This window comes from Pseudomonas sp. BS3782 TE3695, assembly GCF_050435305.1.
Classification (GTDB): domain Bacteria; phylum Pseudomonadota; class Gammaproteobacteria; order Pseudomonadales; family Pseudomonadaceae; genus Aquipseudomonas.
This window is the reverse complement of record NZ_JBNDKB010000001.1, coordinates 6,295,980-6,318,981: the sequence shown is the minus strand read 5'-3', so window position 1 is coordinate 6,318,981 and position 23,002 is coordinate 6,295,980. Positions and strand designations below refer to the sequence as shown.

At 55.4% G+C, this 23,002-nt stretch carries 13 protein-coding genes and 1 pseudogene; 3 read left to right on the top strand and 11 right to left on the bottom strand.

Translation table 11 applies throughout. From position 1 onward, the window contains the following. Positions 1–10: 10 nt before the first annotated feature. From ABH909_RS28640 to ABH909_RS28615, 6 genes and pseudogenes are all read right to left on the bottom strand, one after another. The gene (locus ABH909_RS28640) at positions 11–2,845 is read right to left on the bottom strand and encodes an RHS repeat domain-containing protein (protein WP_429439650.1); all 2,835 of its coding nucleotides are present in this window, start codon (positions 2,843–2,845) and stop codon (positions 11–13) included. Then, positions 2,842–7,254 (bottom strand): SpvB/TcaC N-terminal domain-containing protein, encoded by a 4,413-nt coding sequence (locus tag ABH909_RS28635; protein ID WP_429440140.1) that lies wholly within the window; start codon positions 7,252–7,254, stop codon positions 2,842–2,844. The genes ABH909_RS28640 and ABH909_RS28635 overlap by 4 nt, the downstream gene beginning before the upstream one ends. After that, positions 7,251–11,123: a neuraminidase-like domain-containing protein gene (locus tag ABH909_RS28630; RefSeq protein ID WP_429439648.1), complete on the bottom strand. Its 3,873-nt coding sequence runs from the start codon at positions 11,121–11,123 to the stop codon at positions 7,251–7,253. The genes ABH909_RS28635 and ABH909_RS28630 overlap by 4 nt, the downstream gene beginning before the upstream one ends. 26 nt (positions 11,124–11,149) lie before the next feature. After that, complete coding sequence (locus ABH909_RS28625) at positions 11,150–14,146, bottom strand: Tc toxin subunit A (RefSeq protein ID WP_429439645.1); 2,997 nt, start codon at positions 14,144–14,146, stop codon at positions 11,150–11,152. A gap of 213 nt (positions 14,147–14,359) precedes the next feature. Further along, positions 14,360–15,064: a methyl-accepting chemotaxis protein gene (locus tag ABH909_RS28620; RefSeq protein ID WP_429440137.1), complete on the bottom strand. Its 705-nt coding sequence runs from the start codon at positions 15,062–15,064 to the stop codon at positions 14,360–14,362. 201 nt (positions 15,065–15,265) lie between these two features. Next, a pseudogene (locus ABH909_RS28615) lies at positions 15,266–16,144 on the bottom strand (methyl-accepting chemotaxis protein); the annotation flags it as partial. Between the two features lie 457 nt (positions 16,145–16,601). Between ABH909_RS28615 and ABH909_RS28610 the strand changes: the two are divergent. The 3 genes from ABH909_RS28610 (at position 16,602) to ABH909_RS28600 (ending at position 18,847) form a co-directional block, all read left to right on the top strand. Next, the gene (locus ABH909_RS28610) at positions 16,602–17,165 is read left to right on the top strand and encodes a GNAT family N-acetyltransferase (protein ID WP_429440134.1); all 564 of its coding nucleotides are present in this window, start codon (positions 16,602–16,604) and stop codon (positions 17,163–17,165) included. Between the two features lie 237 nt (positions 17,166–17,402). Continuing rightward, the gene (locus tag ABH909_RS28605) at positions 17,403–17,651 is read left to right on the top strand and encodes a helix-turn-helix transcriptional regulator (protein WP_032830757.1); all 249 of its coding nucleotides are present in this window, start codon (positions 17,403–17,405) and stop codon (positions 17,649–17,651) included. Further along, positions 17,651–18,847 carry a type II toxin-antitoxin system HipA family toxin gene (locus ABH909_RS28600; RefSeq protein WP_429439642.1) on the top strand — a complete coding sequence of 399 codons (1,197 nt, stop codon included), beginning with the start codon at positions 17,651–17,653 and terminating at the stop codon, positions 18,845–18,847. The genes ABH909_RS28605 and ABH909_RS28600 overlap by 1 nt, the downstream gene beginning before the upstream one ends. Positions 18,848–18,988: 141 nt before the next feature. Here the strand turns inward: ABH909_RS28600 and ABH909_RS28595 are convergent, their stop codons facing one another. The 5 genes from ABH909_RS28595 to istA form a co-directional block, all read right to left on the bottom strand. Beyond that, positions 18,989–19,357 (bottom strand): DUF6124 family protein, encoded by a 369-nt coding sequence (locus tag ABH909_RS28595; protein WP_429439639.1) that lies wholly within the window; start codon positions 19,355–19,357, stop codon positions 18,989–18,991. A gap of 363 nt (positions 19,358–19,720) precedes the next feature. Further along, positions 19,721–19,978: a hypothetical protein gene (locus ABH909_RS28590; protein WP_007900566.1), complete on the bottom strand. Its 258-nt coding sequence runs from the start codon at positions 19,976–19,978 to the stop codon at positions 19,721–19,723. Positions 19,979–20,013: 35 nt separating this feature from the next. Then, entirely contained in the window at positions 20,014–20,433 is a 420-nt protein-coding gene (locus ABH909_RS28585) for a DUF6124 family protein (RefSeq protein ID WP_429440131.1), read from the bottom strand. Between the two features lie 104 nt (positions 20,434–20,537). Then, positions 20,538–21,335 carry an IS21-like element helper ATPase IstB gene (gene istB / locus ABH909_RS28580; protein WP_429438237.1) on the bottom strand — a complete coding sequence of 266 codons (798 nt, stop codon included), beginning with the start codon at positions 21,333–21,335 and terminating at the stop codon, positions 20,538–20,540. After that, a complete protein-coding gene (gene istA, locus ABH909_RS28575; protein WP_429438236.1) occupies positions 21,328–22,827 on the bottom strand; it encodes an IS21-like element ISPpu27 family transposase in 1,500 nt (499 codons plus the stop codon). Before istA ends, istB begins: the two co-directional genes overlap by 8 nt. Positions 22,828–23,002 lie beyond the last annotated feature (175 nt).

The window sequence follows — 23,002 nt, the reverse complement described above, 5'->3', positions numbered from 1 at the left end:
CTGGCCAGTTTCAAACAAAAAACTTGCCTTGCGATTTGTTGTGCTCATTAAGCTTGAACAGCAACTCCCGTCCTCTTTGTATCGTTGCGCGTGAGATGGCAATCTCACTTTGCATTGAGCTGCGGCTTATGAGGCTTGAGCTTTCTACGCCTATACGATCGGCCATTCGATCGGTAACTCGACCCAGCCTGCCTTTCACACCCGCGGCATAAAATTCATCCACACCCAATTCGTCAAATGCTGCGTTGATGGCGTGAGCATCGTGCTCCAGAAAGTTGTCGAGTTCTATCAGGGCATTGTTCAAACGTTCGATTTTCTGTCCCGGCAGGCCATCGAGGGCTTTGGTCGCTTGGGTCGACGATTCAAAGTTTGGAATCCACGCTCCTTTGACCTCAAGCACCTTTGTCAGAACGAAGCCGGTTGCCATCACCGACAGGTTTTTCTGTCCAACTGTGTTCCGCGGATTCAGGTCCTTCTCTTTTGCGTGCTGTAACTTTGCGTTCGCGTCATAGAACGCCGTCCGTGCTGTGTATTCTATATCGTCAGGCTCTAGTCGCCTGGTCTGGGGATACATGGCGACGGGTAGATGCCGTGTTGCATTGAGTTTCCCGGCAAGCGAGTCAGTCGTTAAAGAAGTGGCGACTGCCGCCCCCACAATGCCCATCGGTCCGGTTGGTGCGGCCAGCAGGCCCGCCACCAATGCCATCACATGCCTCACTGCGTTATACCCGTAACTTTGAAACAGTCTTTTTACGATGTCTCTTTTTCTCATGCTGTTGTAGAGCTGGTGGTTCAGCGTGCCAACCCTTTTGTTCACTTCGCTCAAAATGCCGGAATAGGCCCCTAGTTCTTCCTTGATGGCGGCTTCGTCTTTTTGAGTGCCGTGATAATCGATGTAACGAAGCGGATTATTCCCAACCATGCAATACAGGTTCAGCCCGTCAACCGCCCCGGTCGGATCCGGGTTGATCCAGCGTTGCAACCATGGCGCGTAGTATCGTGCCCCATAGTAGTAGAGGCCGCTGGCATCGCGTTCCTTGCCCGAGTACCGGATGGTGCGGTAATCGGCTTCCACCTTCGAGCGAGACGCTGTCCATGCCGTTCCGCCAAATGGGAAATAGCTCTCCTGACTGATCAATTCGCTATTGCCATCAAGTTCCAGTGAACTGGAACCCAAATGGTCGTCAAGGCTATAGCGCAGTTGATCTGCGGGAATACCTGTGGGCTGGCCTTCGGTCCAGTGCAGGCAACGAACACTGCCACGACCGGCCTGCACCGTTATGACTTCCAGCCGCTCTTTCCCTCGAGTACGGATTTCGATGCCCGGTAAATAACGGACCTCTCGGGTGTGAGTGATCGATGCACCCTGGGTGGTGGTAGTCTTGCGAATACGCTGACCACTGCCGTCATAGTCGTAACGTTCATCGTCGTCAGGGCCATCCTCACGCTTGACCAGCACCACGCCGGTAAGTTGATTGCGTGCATTCCATTGCAGCAACTGGCCCGATTGCAAGTCTTGCAGATTACCGTTGTCATCGAAGGTTGTAGCAGTGCCGGGCAATTCAGAGCCCTGGCGCCAGGACACCAGACGATTACTGAGATTTGCCACGTTAAAAGTTCGGGTGTAATTGTTGCGATCCCGCATATGGCGCAGTTCGGTCAGGTTACCGCCAGCGTCGTATGTGTAGTGTTGGGTGAAATTGAACAGTTGCCGGGTATCGATGGGTGAAATGCCGAGCGCAGGAATATAGGGGGCCGTGGTTGTTCCTGCCGCTTCTCGTCCGGTTGCACTGGTCAATTGGTAGAGGCTGTCATAGATGAATGTGCTGACGGCTTCGACTTTCTGGTTACTGCCAAACTGCACGGGCTGAGCTTTGTCCTCGATTTGCGTCACATTACCCACCGCGTCATAGCTGTAGTGCAGCGACTGCAAGGTGCGGTCCGATACGGAGGCAGTCATCGAGGTCAATCGACCGCTGGCGGGATCGAACACCGCGCGGCTCATGACGTTGTTGCCTGCGGTCTGCGATTCAACCTGGCCGAAGGCGTTGTAAACGAGATCCTTCACCAGGGTATTTTCGATTTCGGTATCTTTGAGTTTCAGGCTCACGGTTTTGAGTCGGCCTGCAACATCAAAGGAAAAGCGCTGCTGGTGTTGACCGGCATCCACCTGTCGGATGACCTCACCCGTTGCGTCGTAGTGCCATTGCGTTTTGTAGCCATCACCCGTTTCTCGTAAGAGGTTTCGGCTGTGTTCCTCTGCCGGCCAGTCTAAGGCTTCCGCATTCAACACAAAGTGGCGTGTCTGACGCGAGGGTTTACCACCAAGGGCGTATTCGTCGATGAGCAGGCTGCCTGCTTCGTCGTCGTGGCGAATCAACAAGCCACATCGATTGAGTGCGGCTGAATCTTTCGAATTGTCGCCGTAACTGAAGCGTTCGATGATGCGTGCCGGCTGTCCCGGCGACTCTTCCTGGATCGTGATTGGCCGTAGTTGATTATCGAAGGTCGTTCGCCAATGATTGCCTCGCTGGTCCCAGTTGCAAAGTGTCTGCCCGGCGTCCCCCGGCAGGTTCAGTCGCCACCCGGCGTCAACGCTGTCTACCCGCAGTGGTCTGCCGGACAGGCTGTAGAGGGTCGTCAGATTGGCCTTTGCAAATTTTCCAAACAGTCTTGGATCCCGCTGCGCTATTAGGCGTCCGCCAAGGTCATGGTCCTGGCTGGTAATGCGTGCCTGGGCGCTGTCATCTGCGTTGGCTCGCCAGTAAGCGACTTGCCGTACAGGTAGCCCGCGGCTGTCGAGGGCGTTGATCGTCGGGGTCTTGTTGTGCAGACGTGCGTTCATGTTTCACCTCCGGTAGTGGAGGTGGATTTCGGCAAGATCTCTTCCAGCGTGTCGTTTTCGTCTTCGTACACGGTGTACCACGGGTGGCGGGTATACCGTCGCATGCAGGAAACACCGTTTTGTTCAGCTTGACGCGTATAAGCAACGCGGCCCAACGGATCGTAAAACTGTTTGTCGTGGGGGCTGGAATTGCGCAGGAACGCATCTTCGATATAACGGTGCTTGTCGCAGAACCGTGGGCGGTAAATGCGGATCGGCAATCCCTTGTTGTTGTATTCGACCCGTTCACTGACACGCCAGCTCTGTTCGGCGACCTTTTGTTTGTGTTGGAGCGTACGACCGAAACCGTCGAAGTCAGTGATGGTGATGCGAATTTGTTTTTGATCGTCACCTGGAAAACGATCGGCAATCAGGATGGCCATGTGCACTGGTTCACGTATCGAGGCGGTCAGTTCGCTTTTCAGTTTCACGTCATCGACAGAAAGAGGGGCAAGGTCCGACAACCTGGTCCGAGCAGCCGCACGGATATGTCCGCTCGGCAGCAAGTCATGATGGGTCACGCATCGTTCCAGCCAGTGTTTGTCCGCCAACGCTACGTCCGATACGCGTCCCATCCAGCTGAATGGCGCGTAAAAGATGGTGCTGGCAGTGTCCTGTAGGGCGTCTTTTTCCCGCTTGATTGCATCTGTCGGATTGTCGAATGCTGGCCGTTTGTATTCGGCGACAGGTTTGAAACCGACGAGTTCGTTGCCGGAGTTGCGGTGGAAGCTGCTGGCCAACATTTGTCCGAACCCGTTGTAGAGGCCCTCTTGTACATTGCCGTTGGGATCACTGATGCTCAGGGGCTGGAATGACCGGTAATCATGGGTGGCCTTGGTGATGCAGCCATCAGGTTGTTCGAACTCGGTAATGAGGCAGTAATAGTTGTCGTAGCGGACCTTGGTCACACCAAAACTCTGGCTCGCTTGGAAGTTCAGTGGCCGGTAGAAACCTTCCTGCCTGGCATAAGTCACGAACCCGTGTTTGACGGACCAGAGTTTTGCGGCAGCGGTAGAAAGCGGGAGAAATTCGGTCATGCGCTGATAGCCGCTGCGTTCGAGCAGTTTTCTTTTTGGCCGAGAGGCTTTTGGTAAAACATCGAAGGCCTTTAAGGTCATTTCGTCCAGTTCGGCGGTTTCCACATGATCGGACAGCGCCTCGAAATGAGCGACGCCGTCTGGCAGGGTTTGGGCATCTGTAGAGTGTCTGTAGCGTTGCACGCTCAATGCGGTCAGAAGGCTTTGGGTCGCCCATAGGGTTCCCTTGACGAACTCGACGAACTTTTCGTAAGTAATATCCTTTGTGGTCAAACCCCCGGCTTCGGGGGCTTTGGGCAGTCTCAAGGCATTGACGCGCTGACGGTAAGGCAGTCCCAATCGCCATTCCTGATCGCGGTCAAGATGGATAAACTCGGCACGGGTTTCGTTCAGGTAGTAGAACTGTTGCGCCGGATCATGAGCGTCGCGCCACCATTGTTGTTGGTGGGTATCACTGAACGGTGCTGCGTCACTGACGGTTTTGCGCCGGGCGTAATGGACGTTCACGCTATGAATAAGGGTGCCATAGGCATCGTGCTGCAAATTCAGTGTGTGCTGGCATTGAGGATCATCAGTGATGTTTTCGTACTGGTAGCTGATGGACTCCAATGGCAGCGGCAACATCCTTGCGTAGCGCTGATTTTCCCCAGGGGGTTGTAATTGCCGAACCAGGAAGCGGTTTTCCTGAATCGAATACAGCATTCTGGTTTTCTGATGCTTATCGACTCCGAATAGCTCGGTACGTAGTAGGCGTCCGCAAAGGGCGCGGGCCATTTCACGGCTAGTCAGTTCATCCGGTGGCAGGATGAGCGTGTCATTGCCCGTGTCTGGGGAGTACTGACACAGCAACGTCTTACCCAGTTTTACTGCTTGCTTGTCTGCGCGGTGATAACGGCCACGTGATGCGTCAACGGCTTGCCCGGTATGGAACCAGCGCTTTTGCAGGCACGGCAGGGTGAAACCTTGGGACTCGGTATCGCCCCCGGTGGTTTGCAGGAGCAGACCGAAGCCGCGAAATTCGCGTTCGCTGTCATCGTAGTAGCCGCTGCTATAGGAAAAACTCTGGCTCTGCCGGTTGCCGGTAATCTCATCGGTCTGAGTCAGCTTCGAGACCAGATGCAGAGCAAATGGCACATGGCAGATGGGGGCGCGGTCGGCGTTCACCTTGTTCTTTTTTTCATCCAGCCACTCCTGCGCTGAGCTGCGGTAGTTGATGCTGCCGGCAGCCCCCATATTGTTATTGGTGCCGGTGAGCAAATAGGGTTTTGCACTGACGAAATCGTAGCGCCAATGCCGGGGTGTCCTGTGCGGCACGGTCAGAATCAGGCTGGAACAGCCGAGCCCCTGTAGATCGGCGATGCTGACCTGACATAAGCGGTCATAGCTCACACCCTCCGGCCAGGGGAGGGTAACGGGCGCGTCGAAGCTATTGCCGCCACGGTTCATGAAGATCAGTGCATGGTCCGCGTTCAGATAGATCAGATCGGTTGCCCCGGAACCGTCCAGATCTGCCAGGCGAACACATGAAGCATCGAATGCCTCGTAGGCAATATTCGGCGAGCCCAACACGACTCCTTTGCCGAAGCGTCCACGACCCAGGTTTGGCCAGCACTTCACTTCGTCGTGACGAATGCGCACCAGATGCTGTTGGCCACTGCCCAAAACATCACTGAAAGCTACCAGCTCGGTGGATGACGGCCTGAGCACTGGCAGGGAGTCATCATTCATGTCACGGGGCACTTCGCGAGCCGCCGTAAAACCTTGTTCTCGTTGATTGGCGTACAGGCGCACGCTGCGAGGGCCGATTAGCGTCAGATCGCTGAGCCCCTGGCCCATCAGATCGGCCAGTTGTCCTTCAGGGTTGAAAAACTCCAGGGGGAATTGGCTGAACGTGGCGAAATCCGACCAGTTGCGATCAGGCTTGAGGGAAAAGAAACCGTACAATCCGGGTCGAGCAATCACCCAGTCCAGACGTCCATTGCCGGTAAGATCGCTCAGTGACTGATGCATCGGTTTTACAGCATTGGCAACGGGGATAGCGGGCAACGCGCTCCACTGGTCATAAACCACACTATCTTTTTTGCCCTCGGCTCGCATGGGCTCGCGGTAGTACCAGGCATTTTCACTGGAATAAAGCACCCCCGGCAGTCCTTCGCCGTACAGGTCGACGAGCTGGTAATGCTGCCCGTCGTTGAGGCCAGGCATGTTTTCAAACCGCTTCCATTGGCTGACGGAAGGTAGATTGAACTCGCTGTAGTCGAATTCGAGCGGGGGACGGTTTTCGGCGGATGCCAAATCGGTAAACGCCTGATCATGAGCTGCGCTCAAGTGGCTATACCCCAAAGGCATTTGGCGGTAATCCAGCAAAAGGCGACGAACCAGAATCGGGTCGACACCCAACTCGTCAGGGAAACGGTGAAACATCAGAACCTGGCGGCACAGGCGTTCGGTACGTAGTTCAAAGCCATAAGCGAAACTGGAAAAGAGGTCGTCGCGGGTTAGCCATTGTTGCCCCGTATAGGACGGTTTCTGAGCGTAGCCGGCACTGCGCTCGCCGTAATCAAGCAGCAATTCGAAGTGCCATTTCACCGTGGCGAGGCGGTCTGCTGTCCACAAGTAAAGATGAGCGTCTGCCGTGAAATTGCCGTAGCAGACATGACTCAAATAGCGTTGGGCCGTGATGCCCTGTTCGTTGGTTTCGGCTTTGTACCGGTAGAGGATGTGTTCGCCGTGCGCGTTCATGCTCTCCTCCAGCAACCACTCCCCGACCCGGCTCGCGTTGAGTGGATCGAAGCGACGCGATAGCTGACTTTTTCCGTACAAATGAAGGCTGCCATCCGCACCGTGCACCAGCCAGAAACCCGGCTTGTCGCTCTCCGAGGACCAATGTTCAATGCGCTCGAAAGCGCTTTCGACTCTGGGAAAGTGACGAACTACCGCGTAGATCGTGTCCAGCTTCAGGTCGTTATATGTGTTGATGCGCGATTGAATGATGGTGCCGTCGGCATCGCGTTCCGGCATCCACACCATACCGCTCGGACCGATAATCTCATCCTCTTCGGTATAGGCCGGCACCCCCGTGCTGGTGCGTCGTGCCACAACCGGCAATGAGATTGCCCAGCCGATGCCAAATACGCCGTTGCCTGCAGAGCTTGAATAGCTAAGTGAGAGGGACGGGGTGAAGCCGCGTCCCGGTGAAATCGGCAAGGCAATCTCATAGGACGCCGCGCCATGGGCGCCGACGGTGCCCAATCCTTTGCCAATGCTCTGAATAGCCCCCCCTCCTTTGGGCAGTGACGGGGCGTTGACAGGTAATACAGTCTGCTCACTCATTGCGCACCCCCGCCTGCCCGGGCCGTATAGCAAACGTGCACGATGATATCGGTGAGCGATTCGAGCATGGCTTTCTGGGCGGCATGGTTGGGAAACGACAGCTTCCATTTAGAAATCGCGCCGGTGTATTCAAACGGCAGGTAGCGCTCGTCTTGAAAACTCAGGGTGAAAAGACCGTTATCGTCGATACCTGTCGACAGGGCGATTTGTTGATTGGCCCGCAGACTTTTCATCACCGTCTTGTCGGTGCCGGGCATGACGACTTCGGTGCTCGTCTGGGTCAGTGTGGCCCTGATATTTTCATAAGGGCCAAGGACAACCGGCAGGGAAATACTAATGCTTTTGATCCGGCGCAAACGGTGTCCCGGGTAGTCGTTTTCAAACAGAGACTCCATCAATTCGAACTCGCACGAGCCAGTATCGACCAGTGTGGATTTAATGCCTTTGATCGACGTGTTGTCTGCTGAGAGCGTATCGTCCCAGGGGTTGTTGATCGATGTCGCAGACTTGTCTTCGGTCTTTTCCTTCCCATGAAGTTGGCGTAACGACACGGTCTTGCGAATCTCCAGCTCGCGCTCGTTGCCCAGCAGATAAGCGTTCTTCATCTTCACCAAGCCCAGCTTCATACGCTCGCCAGGGCCGAGCCCACGGTAGGTGCTGTTCCATGTCTGGTGCTGGAAGAACGTTTGAGTGGTGTTGTCGGCTGTCTCGTAGCGCCAACTCCGTTCGGTGAATTGGCACAGAGAGAACGTTGAGTCATACACCTGATAGTAGAAGCTGGAGAGTTGGTGGGTGAACCACTGGTAAAGCTGAGAGTTGGTAAAACGCTGACTGAGAAAGTCATAGGAGCTGCGGGCGTGAGCCAAAGAGGTTTGAGTTTGTCGTAACAGCAGTTGTGAGGCGGTCTCTCGTTCGGTTTCCAGCGCCAGCTGTGCATCGATCTGGGCGATTTCGAGCTTTGCCAGGTCGCGGGCGAGCGTCCAATCCTGATGGCGGCGTCGATACTGCGCGGCGCGTTCCAGGGCTTCTCCAGTGCCATAAGCTGCGGTCGCCACGCCTTGAACCATGGCCATCATAGCGTGCGGGCCACCCTCCAGGCGGGTCCCTCCGTCTGCCAGACCAAAGATGTTGGGCAGCACCTTCAGACCCTGGCCGATTGCATTAGCCGCATGAGCACCAGCTTCAGCGATGCGCCCCGACAGATGGAATGCCGCAGCCGTTACTTCTTCTTGATTGACGATCTCGTTGACCAGTTGACTGTAGTAATCCTGGCGGCATTCGACGATGGCTTTACTGGCCTGTAATGCTTCACGGGATTTCTGGTCGATTTTCAGGGCCTGGGTCTGCAGGTCTACCGCATAGTTGGCCATATCCCAGATGTGTTGTTGCTGAAGCTCTTGATAGCTGGCTTGTTCGCTGCGTTCGATGAACGACAGCAGTGTTGTGCCGAACTGAATCACCGTGTCTACCGCACTCATGGCTTGGGCGTGCAGAGCATTGAAACGGTAAGGCGGGATCTCTGTGCCAAGACGCGGGGTTATACCGGGCTCCGCAGCGCGTTGGGTGTTGGCGCCGAGCCGATTGTCTGAAGCGGCTGGAGCTGCGAAGAGCGCAAGCTTCAATGGGCGACCCACAATGTCGAGGTTATGCCGCAGGTTGTGCAGTCGGCTTTCGAGCTTCTCCCAGCGAGGGAACAGCACGGGATTGAAGGGCAAGCGCGAATGCGGGGCGTCAATCGCATGCGCGGAATGTGAATGGACGTACGGACGAATACACACTTCAGGGACCAACGCCGGGGTGTCGGTGGTCGGTAGGTGCTTGCGGTCTTTACCCAGCTGTTGCTCAAATTCATGCAGCTTTCTATTGGGCTCCTCGCTGAACTCTTTCAACGTGAGCGCTGCCCAAAGATCGGTTTGCCTGATATCCGGTCGTGGGCCCAAAAGGTTCTGTGCGCGCAAATACCAGAGCTTCGCGTCGGTCAAGCTGTCGGGGCTCAATTCGCGGTAAGCAGTGTCGCCGCGGTTGAGCAGAATATCGATATAGAGCATGTACAAGGCTTTGCGAAAGTGCACGGGATGACTCAGTGCAATCTGGTGCGGATCCTGTGGCCCCTGGATGGCGTAGCTGAATTGACCGGGCTTGGGAGTAAGGCCAGTAATCAGTGGCACCGCGTTCCAGTAGTCAGGGTTATTGCCACTGACTGCTTTTCGGGCGGGATTGAACAAGTACTGTAACCAGCGCTCGGCTTCGCCGTATTGGCGCTCCTGATTAAAGCGGTGTGCCACCAGCCAGGGAAGGTAGAGAAACAGCTCGACAAAGTAGCGGCCGTAGGCACCGTAGAAATCCAGTGTCTCAGACGGTTCGCCGCTCTTGAATGGTGGTTCTTGCAGATGCTGAGAGGACCAGCTCAGCAATGTGTCCATGCTTTCTTCTGCGCGCTCGATCAGGTGCCTGGCGAAGGTGATGTTCATTCGGATGGGGCTGCGAGGCTCGCTTTTCTGGGCCTCGTGTTCACTTATTCCCGAGTCTGTGAAGTCGATGAATTCTGTCGTACCTGAATTTTGGTCCAGATAAGAGCCGATCCGAGGGGCTTTTTTTAAAAGTGGCTCATTTAAGGAAATTTTGAACTGGAGCAATCTTTTACTGGTCGGTGGCCACCTTCCGGCGAAATCTTTTAGAAAAATGTCTTTTTTACTAACTTCGTCTTCACTAATGCCATTTTCACTATTGAACCCATTGAGTTTGAGTGTCGGGGCGATAACGCAATCCTTGTCGATACTGACTGAAATCCAGAACTGCTGAGAAACCCCTGTCTGAACATGTGCAGGACTATTGATAAACAGAGCAAGAAGCAATGACGCGGCATCAGATGATTGATCATGGATGGCAATGGTCTGTGTGCTTTTCAGCAACATTGCCAGATCCCGTTCATTGAGAACTTCCCTGGAAGCGTAACCTTGCACGCATGTCTGCGGCGTACTCCAGCTCCCGTCATATTTCTTGAAACACATGTTCAAACGAAACAAAGGCTTGGTGTTGCCCTTGTTTTTTTCGTTGGCCGCCTGATCCTGAAAGATGCATTCAGCCCAGATCACATATAAGCGATTGTTGAACATGACCGGACGGATGGTGTGTTCGAGGGTGCTGTCGGAAACAGGTAGATTGATGCGGTGCCAGTCGGACCACGCCTGGGGTTCCGGTGCATCATATTTGGCCGACCGGGAGCCGGGCACAAAGGGGCGACAAGCCATGTCCAGCGAACGCCAGTACCAGGTATTGGCTGCACGGGATTTGCCAATGAAGTAATAAGTACTGTTGGCGAAATCGCTTCCGTCGATGTAACCGTTGACGATTTCCAGGTTGGCCACTTCTTCCAGCCTGGTCAGATAGGCCAGCACAGCCGTTTGTACTGACTCGACAGTGAGCTGGTTGCGGTTGAGGTCGTTTTCCAGTTGTTCGAAGCTTTCGGTTCTGGTTTTGCGAAGCGTCGGATCAAGGTACGCCGCAGGGAAATAGTACAGGCGCTGATTGGTCGCCCAGGCCTGGTAGTGATGTATGACGGTGCGCCAGGTATCGACTTGATCGGTTGGAATCTGCGCGGTGTGATACCCCGGTTCCATGTTGGCCAGAATGCTGTTGATATATTGTTGAAGACTGGCAATGGCACAGGCAACCGGAGTGGTTGGCACGTCTTGACTGACCAGCACATCAAGTAACCAATACTGGTAAAGGTCATTGGCCGTTTTGAGGTGCTCTGCGATTTTCAGGGCTTTCAGGGTTTCGTCTTTCGGGACGATCGCTGACAGATAGAGCCCGAGCTGCGCATCACGCAGGCTTTCATTCAGCTGTTTTTCAATAGCGACAGACATGTTCATTCCTTGAGCATGTAGTGGGATTAGTGACTGGCCGCGATGACGGCTTCACCGACTGTTTTCCATTGGGCGACTGGACTTTTGTTGTCGAGGGATGCTGCATTTAGCAGGGCGGTCGCGTTAAGCCCGGTAGCTTTGCAAGCGTTGTGGCAGCGCATGACCCAATCGATGTCCCTCATGGTTCTGGCCTGGTTGAACATTAGGTTCGAGGTGAGCACGGTGACTTCCGCCGTGGTCCATTTCATTAACTGGGCCAGACGGTCGTTGACGACACTTGTCTCGCGACCGAAGAAGTTCGCGAACTCCAGGTAACTCAGCAGGCTTTCTTCCGGCTGCTGGTAAGTATTCATGAAGTGGTTGAAGCGATCGAACAGATATAAGGTTTTGAACGACAGACTCAGCTGTTTATCCGGTGTGTCCAGCCAGTGGGCAGTGCTCAGGAGCGCGCGCAAGGCCTTGTTGCTCAAGTGCAACCGAACTGCGGCCTCGGTATGGCGCAGAAGCGGGTGCAGTTTGTGCGCAAGTTGGTATGGGTCGTTAATGTCCAGGGCGTTGGTGAGAATTTCATGGACCGAGGTTTTCGCCCATACCACTACATCCTTTGCACAATTCATGGGCAGCAGAAAGGTTTCCTGCAGAAACGTTTCGATCAGGTGTTGCTGACGATCATGGGCGAGCAGGAAAAGGTTTTTAAGTTTTTGCTTGCAGTCGTTCTTGAGCCTGAGTTCTTTGTCGGGATCCGCATCCAGTGTCAACTCAACAAGGATTTTATCCAGCGCATCTGTCAGCTTCTGCGGTACATCGTCTTTGATCGAAGGGGCGAAATTTTTTACCAGACCTTTATCATCAAGCAGGGCATTCGCCAGCTTAGCCTGCCAATCAACGTTTTCCGGCAGTGCCAATGTCGCCAATTCTTGAGCGGTTACCGCGCACTGCTGCGTTTCGACGACCAGTTGGGTGAGGTGATGCTGCAAATTCCCCAAGGGATAGTCGTCATTGGGATGCAGTTCAAGAAGACGTTGCAGAATGGGGATGTCATAGGCGGACTCTTTGATCCAGCGGGTTATCCAGTCCAACTGCATCAGGATATCGAGAATGTCGAGGGCAGAAGCTTCCTGAGGGGGGGCATTCAGAACGACTTCATCAATCTCGCCAGACAGGGTGTTACCGGTTACCAGGCACCTGGAAATACTTTCCCCTCCCAGCAAATTTGCCAGCGTCGACAGTTCGGCAATCGATAAACCGAACATTCGCGCTATCCGGGCCTGGCGATAATTTGATGACAGCGTGGACAAGTCACACTTGAGCGGACCCAGGTATTTCTGCGTGTTTTTGACGACCTGCAAAAGTGAGTCCTCTGTCAGAGGCAGGCCCAGGCTGACGCTTAAGTGCTGGAGAATGGTATGAGAGACCGGGTCCGAATCGTTCGCCTGGAAGGCTTGACCATCGAGCTTCAGTGGCTTTTCGAACAGCCGGGCTTTATTGAATACCTTATCGAATAGGGAAGTATTATCGCCGATAGCGCATGGGGATATCTGGTGTAGGAACGCCGCAAAGTCTTCAGCTGTGATCGAGTACCGTCGGTTCAAAAAACGATAAACACCGAGAGCTCGAATGACATAGCTGTCGAGTTGCATCTCTGCATTGGCTTGCAACTGCGATTCCAATCCGCTGCATATCAGGATGTCCAGTTCGTTGAACGGAATTGCGAGCCAGCGCTGGAGGCGGATCATTCGATGCAGGCGTTCGAGTTTGTCCTCGGTCGCATTGATGATTTCGCCGGGCTTATTTTCGTTGTCCAATGTCATGCTTTTATCATCGGCAACGACAGGGCCATTTACATAACGGGCACCATAGGGCCGGGAAAAAGGCACCCCCAAGGAGTAATGAGGGGATGTACGAGGCGCGAATTTACCCTGTGCCAGCAATGCTTCCATTTGCTCGGCCTTAAGTTCGGTTCGCTCCAGAAAGGTCGGTATTTTTTTCAGGTCGGAAATCGACGCGCAGCCATAGATTTTTTCCCAGTAGTTGCCTTTGCGCTCGCTCTGTTCCTCGGGGGTGAGTCGTGTGTATAGCTCATGTGTCAGGTTTTTTTCGGCCCAGGCTGTCAGCAACGCTTGCTGTTTCGGACCAAGCCCGGACATCAGCATCTGAGCTTCCTGAGACGCAGTCTTCAGCACCTTGCCATACGAAGAACTTCTGGAAGGTGTGAGAGGAAGGGAATCACTGATGAGATAGTTCAGTTCTCCGAGCGTCGGTTTGTTCGCGCTCAGCCCCAGCAGGCACTGATGGTGGAAAAACTCATAAGGAAGGGCAAAGGGATAATACCTATGCGCTAAAACCTCATAGGTCGACTTGCCTTTGTCATCGGTGGTCTGCAGCGCCTTCTGAATGTTTTTGTCCAGAATCGCATTGACGATTCCGAGCATCGGTTGTGCAGTGAAGGTGCTTTGCTGATCAATCGACAGATCGGCGAGATCCGGGCGGCGTTTTGCCAACGGGATTCGGTTGGTTTTTTCATCCGATGTTTGCGCGGCGCTGGATTCCAGTTGCAGGGCAAACCGGTACAGCGCTCTAAGGTAGGCGACCGGTGAATCGATGGCGGCGATCGAATCATTCTTGCAGGCGTCGTCCCAGTTTTCTTTGAACAGATGGGTATAGGTAGGGCCCTGTTTCTCGACCGCACGAATGCCCAAGGGGTGCCCTTGATGCTGTGCCGTTCCGTCTGACGTGCGCTGCTCCCGATAGAGGTGGCTGATCTGAGCGGCGTAACATCTTGCGTCGTTATAGAGTGACTCGGCGTCGATGCTGCCAGCGAGGGCATTGTCGTTATTCTCGGTAGCTAAACGGTCCTTGAAGTCGGCTTCGGTCATCCCGGTGATATCGAACACCGAGGTAAGCCCGAGCTTTTCTTTAACGAGCTTTTCAAATTCTGCCGCTTTGCCTTCGGGGGCGTAGGCCTCGATCAATGTATCGAGTAAGGATTTAGCGTTGTTCTCGGTTGAGGTGTTGTCGTCCATGCCGATGCATCTCTGAGGTGGAGAGATAGACATTACGGTGTGGCAGGCGGAAGCGCTGTCAGCTTCTTCGTTCAATGGAAGCTGGAAACTTCGCCACTTGGCAGGAGGAATGAGGCGGGAAGGTTGTAGGATTTTGAACGGAGAATAGTCGTGACATTCACCAGTAAGCCCCAAGCCCACCAGTAACGATACTGATGGACCTGAGGCGCGGTGTTACACCCGGAAGTGACTCACCATCATCTGCAACTGATTACCCAACCGTGCCAGCTCAACACTGGATGCAGCGGTTTCGTCGCTGGCGGCGGCGGTCTGTTCGGACACGTCGCGTACGTTGATAATGCTGCGGCTGATCTCTTCGGCCACGGCACTTTGTTGCTCGGCGGCGGCAGCGATCTGCTGGTTCATCGACTGGATGCTGGACACGGTGCGGGTGATGTTTTCCAGTGATACGCCGGCCTTGCGCGTCAGCGCCACGCTGCTGTCGGTCAGGGCGCGGCTGTTGTTCATCACCACCGACACTTGTTGAGTGCCGTTCTGCAAGCCGGCCACCAGGCCTTCGATTTCCTCGGTGGATTTCTGCGTGCGCTGGGCCAGGCCACGAACTTCGTCGGCCACCACGGCAAAACCACGACCGGCTTCACCGGCACGAGCTGCTTCGATGGCGGCGTTGAGGGCCAGCAGGTTGGTCTGTTCGGCCACGGCTTTGATCACGTCCATAACGCTGCCGATCTTGTCACTTTCCTTCTGTAGCACGCTCATGGCTTCGGTGGAGCGCGCCACTTCGTTGGCCAGGCGCTCGATCTGGGCGATCGCTTCGTTGACCACTTTATCGCCTTCACGTGCTTCGCCATCAGCGGCGGCTGCGGCCTGGGACGCTTCTTCAGCGTTGCGCGCGACTTCCTGCACCGTGGCAGTCATCTCGTGCATGGCGGTGGCCACTTGATCGGTCTCGATTTTCTGGCTGTTGACCCCGGCGCTGGTTTGCTCGGTCACGGCAGACAATTCTTCGGCGGCGCTGGCAATCTGGGTGACGCCATCGCGGATACCGCTGATCAAATCGCGCAGGGTCACGCCCATGCGTGCGATGCCTTGTTGCAGCACGCCGAGTTCGTCGCGGCGAGTCACTTTGACGTCCTGGGACAGATCGCCGCTGGCAATGCGCTCGACCACGGCCAGGGTATCGCGCAACGGGCCGGTGATCTGACGGGTGATGATTACGGCGGCAATGACGCCGACCAGCAAGGCCAGCAAGGTGCTGATCAGTTGCAGCGTGCGGGCCTGGGCGCTTTCGGCGTCGCGGCGGTCAAGCTGGATCTGATACAGGTGGTCACTCAGGGTCACGATGGTGGCGCCCTGTTCGGTCATTTCCTTGCGCGCCTGCACCGCCTCGGTGTTGGCGGCCTTATACGCTTGCAAGGCACTGCGGTAGCTGCTCAGCGCGGTTTCCAACTGACGCAGCGCATCTTGCTGGGTCTCGGCGAAATGTACATTGAGCTGTTTCAGGCTGGCGATGGCCGTGTCCAGTTGGGCGACGGCTTTTTGCTCAGTCTCGGGGTTGGTGCTGGCCGTGTAACCACGCACCTCGTAGCGAGCCAGGATAAACGCTTCCTTGGCCGCGGTGATGGCCTGGAACTGTTCGAAACGTTGGTCGCTCAGGGGCATTTGCTGCACGCCGGTACTGATCGCTTCAATCAGCTTGCTGGCGGTTTCAGCATTGGCGCCCATGGCGTCGCGGGCGCTGTTACCGGTGCGGTAGGCGCTGCGCATTTTGTTCAGAGAGATCTGGTAAGCGCTGATGGTGGCGCTCTGCTCTTTGAGCAGTTTGACGTTTTCCGGGCTCTTGAAACTGGACAGCAACGCTTGTTGCTGAGCGACGAAACTGTCGAGGGTGGTCTGCACATTCTGTGCGGCCGTTTCATCGCCGTTGGTCAGCATGTATTGCAGGCGAACCACGCGCAGCTTGGTCAGCCCTGCGTTGAGCTGAGTGATGTCGCTCATCCAGTTACTGCGGTCAATCAACCCGCCCAGGCTCGTCCAGCCGGTGAGGGCGAGGACACAGGTCAGTGCCAGGACCAGGCCAAATCCCAGGCCCAGTTTCAGGTTCACGCTGATGTTACCGAACCAGCTATTCATCAATATTCCTCCAGGAACGTTGTGCTTCTTGATCGTCGGTTGGCTGGAAGATTGTTGTTTTAAGAGCCAGCAAGGGGGTTAGCAGGTTTGTATCGGCAGCAATCCCGGGAGCTGAAAGGTTTTTGTCAGGCAATGTTTGTAACAAGGGTTTCACCGGCTGCCGACGCGCGCCCCTAGCCTCGCGGCAGCGAGAGGCGTTCGTCTTCGAGCAAATCATCCATAAATGGCGCGAATCATCCCGAGCTGGACCGGTGAAGTCGCAGTATCCTTTCTGACGCTGTTACTGTTTGACGTGACTGAGTTTGAATTCAAGGAAGATGCAATGGAGCTTTCGCTGACGGTGGGCACTCATACATTGAGATTGAGCGCCCCCAATCCGCAATGGTGTAAAGCGTTGCAGCATGCGCTAAACGCCAGTTTTACCGCCCATTGCGAATTTCTGCCCTGGGCCAAACCCTACACCACCGAGGACGAGGCCCGATCGTTCCTCGTGCGGGCAGTCGATGAATTCAAAAGCGAAACCGGCGAGCGGCGGCTGTTCATCGTCGACGATACCGCGCACGCGATCATCGGCTGCATCGGCTTGAAGCCCCGGCGCCGCAACTGCTATGTCGTCGGCTACTGGGCCAACACCGAATATTCGGGCAAAGGCTATATGCGCACCGCGCTCAAAGAATTGATCAAAAGCCTGCCCGGTTTCACGTTTTACCTGACCATAGACGTAGCCAACGTGGCGAGCCAACGGCTGGCTGACGCGGCCGGTTTTGGTTTGATCAGGAAGTGTTATCAGGCGCGGTGTTCGCAGCAGCATGGAGAGCAGGAATATTTGTATCGATTGAAATGCCTGCAGAAACTGCCGAAGGTTTCCCCTGCGCTGGCTACTTGAACTGGCCGGCAACAAAAACGCAGACAAAAAAAAGCCCGCGGGAGCGCGGGCAAAAATGAGCGAGGAGATGTACAGGTTGGGGAGAGGCGGTGGGGGTGAAGAAAAATTCAGGTGGATGGAAGGCCTTTTAAGGCAATTTTTAACCGCCAGTCAGCCTCTGAGTGAGCGAACTACCCCGCAGTCGCAATTATGTTATGTATACGGTACATTTAAATATAAATGTCACGGTAAATGAACATGGATTATTCTCTGTTGATCTCCCGCTTAGGTAAGCAAATACGCGAAAAACGTATGAATCGTGGCCTGACGCAGGCAAATCTCGCCGAACTCGCCGGGCTGACTCGGCAGAAGGTCATCGCAGTAGAGAAGGGCACTCTTTCTGTGAGCATGAGTGCTTATGCACGGGTGTTAGGTGCTCTGGATTGCGAATTTGCTGTCATTCCGGCAGCCATGCCAACCCTGGAAGAACTTGGTGAGCTGTTTTAATGAAAATGACCTCGCTCAAAGTCAGTACCCCCGAAGGGAGCAGCGGCCGAATCCTCACCAGCGCGGAGGATTTCATTTTCCGCTACGACGAAGATGCATTACCCAACATGGCAATCAGCTTGACGATGCCCGTTCGCCCCGACGAGTTTCGTCGACGAGACCTGCACCCTATCTTCCAGATGAACCTGCCGGAAGGCTATGTGCTGGAGCAGCTACGTAATCGCCTGGCTAAAACCGTAAACGTTGACCCCATGCTGTTACTCGCTCTGTCCGGTAGCAGTTCACCCATCGGCAGGGTTCATGTGCGCTCGGAGGCGGTCGATGCTCTGTTGGAGGAGCAGACATTTGCGGGAGAAAAACTTGAAGAGATTCTGACGTGGGACGGCACGGAAGATATCTTTGCAGACCTGCTTGATCGCTACATCCTGCGTGCAGGTATTTCAGGTGTTCAACCGAAAGTCCTGGTGCCGGAGCAGCAGGAGTCGCGACCACGAATCACCTCGAAAACTTCCGATTTGATCATCAAAAGTGGCCGAGACGAGTTTCCAGGTCTGGCGATCAACGAGTTCCTTTGCATGTCCATTGCCAAGGAGGCGGGCATCCCCGTCCCGGAATTTTTCCTCTCCGACAATGCCAAGTTGTTTGTGATGCGTCGTTTTGATCGAGACGAGCAACTTAATCCACTTGGTTTCGAGGACATGGCAGCGTTGATGGGGCTTTCAGCCGATCAGAAGTACAGCAAAAGCTATGCAGCAATCGCCAAGGCGATTCGCCTGTTCTGCCCCGCGCAGCATCTGCGGTCCTCCCTTGATCAACTCTTCGATAGCGTGGCGCTGAGCTGCATCGTCGGAAATGGCGACGCTCACCTGAAGAATTTTGGCTTGCTTTACTCGGAGCCTACGCAACGTGATGCGCACCTGGCGCCAGCTTATGACATCGTCAATACCACGGCTTATATACCGGAGGATGTATTGGCGCTGGATCTGGCGAGCAACAAGTCAATGTTTGCCTCGCGACAAGGTCTGCTGGAGTTTGCACATACGTGTGAAGTCACCCGTCCGAAGGAGCGTATCCAGACGCTGCTGGCTGCGTTGGAGGTGGTGCTGGGGCGCTATCCTCAGTATCGAGAGCAGGCACCTCATGTGGTCAGTGCCATTCAAAAAGCGGCGGCGCCATTTGCACTGAGTTTTGGGTAGCAACAAAGACCTGCCGGCATAGCGCCTTCAGGACTTGTAGATGTAGCAACGACGGCATCAGCAAAAATGGGCGACGTCAATGAGGCCGCCCATTTTGCTTTTCTACGCCGAAATCTGCGCTTGTAGTCGTCGCTCGATCACTCAGTGAAAAACGGGAGGCTTGCCCGCCGGCACCGACGCGTTCGGATCAAGGTTATCCCGCGCTCGGTTGACCAAAAGCTCGGTCAGCATCGTCAACTGCTGAAGCGCCAGCGCCACATCGCGCTGTGGCCCATCGAGTCGGTTGGCAAAGTCCAGAGTCATAACGTTGAGGGACGCCAGGGTTTCGCTGGCATGAGAGAGCAGGGTGAGCGTGTCGACGTCGGGGCGGACGGCGAAGATGTTCCTGTTAGGGTTGCGCCGGCGGGCGCTGACGGCGCGTTCGGTGGCTTGGGGACGTTGGGTGGGGTCGAGGGTTTCAGGCTCTGAAGTGGCCGTATTTTCAACTAAATGCAGGGTGATTTTTTTCATAAGGGCGTTCCATGAGGTTAGGGATCCTTACGCTATTTCGGGCTTGTCAAACCGTCCGCAGGGTTTACAGCGAAGCGTGAAGACTATCTGCCGGAAACGTTGTTCGCCAGTTCATGGAAGTCGCTACGGGTTGCGGGAAATTTCCCAGGAAGACGTGGTTCTAATCTGTCAGAGAAATCCTTTTTCTACACAAGGGCGAAAGCATGGCGACTCTGCGTCCATTGAGTCGACAGTAAGTTACAGATTATGAAACCTACTGTTGAGTCGTCTAATGCTGTTCAATCCAAAAAAAGGCACCTGCGATATGCTCGACAGGTGCCTTTATGTGTTGGGGGAGCGGCAACGACTTCTATGCCGGGTTCGTTACAACGCCGAAACCTGCATCTGTAACCTTCGCCCAACCACATCCAGCAAATCGCAGCCATCGCGCAGCGAAGTCACCAACACCCGCGCCAGCTCGCTGTGAACGCCTTCGTTCACAGCGAAACTCTCCAGCAATTGAGTCGCCGTGCGGATGCGGTAGGCCGCCGTTTCATGCAGCACATCAAGCGGTGCTTCGGTGTCGATCAGCAGCGACGCGATGGTGCAGTCGATGCCGGTGACCGGCATGTATCGATCCATGACAAAACCTCCATTCGATCAACGAGCGCGATCACTCAGTGGCAGGCGGGCGTGACCGCCGGCAGGGGCGAATCGAGGTTATCCAGCGCTCGGTTGATCAACATCTCGGCCAGCACGGCCAGTTGCTGAATCGCCACTGCCACGTTGCGATGCGAGCCTTCGAGCTGGTCGGCCAGATCGGTGGTCATGACATTCATGGAGGCCAGGGTTTCGCTGGCGTGAGCGAGCAGGGTGGGTGTGTCGACGTCGGGAAGGATGGTGAAAACATGGCTCACCGGATCGGGCTGTTTCGGGTCGCGCAAGCGGGCGCTGACGGCGCGTTGGGTGGTTTTGGAGAGTTGGTCGAGGTCTAGGGTTTCCGACTCTGGAGTGGCTGGGTTTCCACGTGGTGTCGGCGCTGATTGAAAACTGACCCACCCTGCCGATTGAAAATTGACCCAGGGCGGATTGCTGATTTTTGCCCCAGCAATTGTGGATAAGCTTAGCAGCAGTGTCCCAGTGAGAAGAGGCATCAAGCCCCACCGCATAACGGCATGCGGCAGGGTGTTTACGGTGCAGATCAAAACGGCTCGTCGTCCTCGATACCGTCCTTTCGCTTTCGTTCACGTGACTTGATCTTCGTCTGAGTGGCCAGGCTGCTGTTTTGCAGTCGGTAGGACTCGTTGCCCGTTTCGACGATGTGGCAGTGGTGTGTCAGCCGATCCAGCAACGCAGTGGTCATCTTGGCGTCGCCAAACACACTCGACCATTCCGAGAAGCTGAGGTTGGTGGTGATAACCACGCTGGTGTGCTCGTACAGCTTGGATAGCAGGTGAAATAACAGGGCGCCACCGCTCTGGCTGAAGGGCAAATACCCCAGTTCGTCGAGTATCACCAGGTCTGTGCGAAGCAGTCCTTGGGTGATTCGGCCTGCCTTTCCATCGTATTTTTCGCGCTCCAGCAAGTTGACCAAATCCACCGTGGAGTAGAAGCGCACGCGTTTGTTATGCGTCGTGATCCCGGACACGGCCAAGGCAGTGGCCAGGTGTGTCTTGCCCGTTCCAGGCCCGCCGATGAACACGACATTCTGCGCGGTATCTGTGAACTCCAGGTTGGACAGATCCCTGACCAAGCGAGCGTCTGCGCTGGAAGCGCTGAAGTCGAAGCCTGCCAAATCACGATGCATGGGGAGTTTGGCCATGTTCATCTGATGATTCACAGACCGTACGGCGCGATCTGCATGTTCCTGTTGAAGCAGATGTTCGAGCAGCCATTTCGACGACGCCGTCGAAGCTTCTCCTTGGGAAGCCAGTTCTTCCCAGGCGTTGGCCATGCCATGCAGACGCAGTTCTTTGAGTTCCACCATAAGATCACGCATTGCGAGTCTCCTCATCGGTGGTACGGAGCCGGTCGTAGCGCGCCGTATTGGCGACAGGCGCTATCTTGAGTTGAAGGCTGGTTTCGGCGGACGGAGGGGCTGCTGTCGATGTCAGTCGAGCCAGGACATTCAGGATGTGGTCGGCGCTCAAGCTGCCTGATTCAAGTACCAACTCCACCGCCACCAACACGGCATCGAGCCCGGCGATGGGAACAGCCGCCAGTACCTGCGTCATGATTCGATCACCGTTGGTGTGACGCCTCAGACCGCGTTTTAGCAGTTGCAACGGCTTCGGCAGATCAGCAAACGGAGCGCCATTACGCAGCGCTCCGGGCTTGCGCTCGATAAGCGGGATGTAGTGCTGCCAGTCGAAGCTGACCTGGTCTCGATCAAAGAGGCGCTCGTGACTGGCAATCGTCGTTTCATCGGCGATGACTACAATCCGTGAAGGATACAGACGGCTGCTGACCCACTGGCCGACCCGCTCACACGGCACCGAGTAGCGATTTCGCGCCACGCTGATCAAACAGGTGCTGGAAACCCTTACCGTACGTTCAACATAACCATCAAAGGCGGTCGGCATCGGCATCAATTCAGCGCGTTCCAGCTCCAGGACGTCCGCCACTGTCAGCCCGTTGTACTGCGGGTGCAGCAGCTCACCCCAGAGCGCACGGCAGCGTTGGCCGAGCCAGGCATTCAGTTCCTCGAAGGTGTGGAACATGCAGTTTTGAGCATCGAGCCAGATGCGCCGTCGGCTGTCTTGGACGTTCTTTTCAACGATGCCTTTTTCCCAGCCGGAGGCCACGTTGCAGAAGTCCGGGTCGAACAGGTAGTGGGCACACATCACGGCAAACCGGGCATTGACCGTGCGGCCCTTACCCTTGTTGACCTTGTCGACAGCGGTTTTCATGTTGTCGTAGATGCCGCGACGCGGTACCCCACCTAGTGCGCCAAACGAGCGGGTATGGGCATCGAACAACATCTCGTGGCCTTGGCTGGGATACGCAACCAACCAAAATGCGCGACTGGCGCACAGCTTCATGTGGGAGACCTGGATGCGTCGGAACAGGCCGCCGATCAGCAGACCTTCTTCGCTCCAGTCGAATTGAAAGGCCTCGCCGAGTGCAAAGGTCAGCGGTACGAAAGCGCGTAAAGACTTGCCTTGCTCACCGCGCCACGCGCGTACAAACGCCGTGAGCTGGCTGTAGCCGCCGTCATAACCCTCGGCTTTGATCTGCTCGAAAAGTGCTTTGGCGCTTCTGCGGTTGTGCTTTGCCCGGAACGAATCGGCCTTGAGCGCCTGTTCCAGCGTGTCGTGGAATGGGCTGAGTTTATTGAAGGTTGCACACCGCTGGTACGCCGGCTGAGTGGCTTCGGGTGCTCTGACCCATTTTCGAATGGTGTTTCTCGACAGCCCGGTACGCTTGGCTATCTGGTGCAGCGAGAGCTTGTCGCGGAAGTACATCCGCCGGATTTTTCCCAACATTTCCATGCTGATCACCCTGTGTTCTCCTGCTCGAAAAGTGAGCAGAAGCAGTTGAACACCTGGGTCAGTTTTCAGTCGGCAGAACAGCCTTTACTGGGTCAGTTTTCGGTCAGCGGCAACACTCAGACGAAGATGGCGTACCGAGTGGCTCGTCCAGGGCACTTTTCTTTCCCCCACTGCT